We start from the raw sequence: 1,098 nt of genomic DNA, 5'->3' as shown, positions 1-1,098 counted from the left end.
GCCGCCGTCGCCCCCGTTCGCCGGCCAAGATAACCCTCGATGGTCTCGCCGGGGAGCCGGTCCTGTTCCTGTGGCAACCACCCGACAAAAGCATCGGTGGGGGTGGTGGTCACTGTCCCGCCCAGTGGCGTATCCGCTCCGGCGAGGAGCCTGAGGAGGGTCGACTTGCCGGCCCCGTTGGCGCCAACGACCCCGACCACGTCGCCGGGTGCCACTGTCAGGTTAAGGCCGGTGAAGAGGGTGCGGTGGGCGTGGCCTCCTGAGAGGTCCTTCGCCACGAGGGATGCAGTCACCCATCTATCTTAGGGAAGCCCGGCTGCTGTCCGGACCAGCACCACCAGGCCGGATCCGCCCGGCCAAGCGTCGCCGGAAACGTGCTTGGTCCGCAGTTGCCGGAATGTGGGCTCAGGAAGGGGCTGGCTCAGCCGGCGAGGGTCACCGCGAACGCCAGGGCGCCGTCGTCGTCCTGATCGGTGTCGGGGCCGGTGCCTACAGCGAGCTTGACCATCACCGGGGCTTCGTTGGCTGGGACGAAAGCACTGGCACCGTGAGGCACCAAGAGGTCACCCCGCGGTGAGTCGAGCACGATGCTGCCCGAGACAGCGAGCACCAGGACCGGCCCATTCTGGGCCAGCGGTACATCGGAGGACGCCATTGACCCCGATCCGGCACGCAACTCAAGGCGTTGCAGGGCGAACTCGTCAAAGGGCGGGCAGTACAGTTCCTGGCCGAGCCCGGTATGCCGCACCTCGACGGCAGGAACGCTCACAGGCTCGAAGACTACTGTCTTCAACAGTTCCGGCACATCGATGTGCTTGGGGGTCAGACCGCCGCGCAGCACGTTGTCCGAGGAAGCCATGACCTCAATTCCCAGGCCGCTCAGGTAGGCGTGAACGTTGCCCGCGGGCAGGTAGATGGCCTGGCCCGGACGCAACGACACCCGGTTCAACAGCAGGGACACCAGTACCCCGGGGTCGGCGGGGTAGTGGTCGGTGAGCTCACGGACTGTCGCTGCATCCCGGCCCGGGGAGGACGCCAGAGCAGCCGCGACCGCCTCGGCCACCTGCACGGCTTCCTCCCCGCCGGTGAGCAGGCGGG

At 67.9% G+C, this 1,098-nt stretch carries 1 protein-coding gene and 1 pseudogene; both read right to left on the bottom strand.

Annotated features, from left to right (window positions below):
• Positions 1-293: ATP-binding cassette domain-containing protein (locus Y703_RS21310; protein ID WP_035763548.1), on the bottom strand; the 293-nt coding region annotated here is incomplete at its 3' end.
• A gap of 128 nt (positions 294-421) precedes the next feature.
• Positions 422-1,098: pseudogene (locus Y703_RS21305) on the bottom strand (mannose-6-phosphate isomerase, class I); the annotation flags it as partial.

Origin of the sequence: Arthrobacter sp. H20 (assembly GCF_000520515.1) — a bacterium.
Classification (GTDB): Bacteria; Actinomycetota; Actinomycetes; order Actinomycetales; family Micrococcaceae; genus Arthrobacter_D.
Note: the sequence above shows the minus strand (reverse complement) of the source record. Positions and strands in the feature narration are given on the sequence as shown.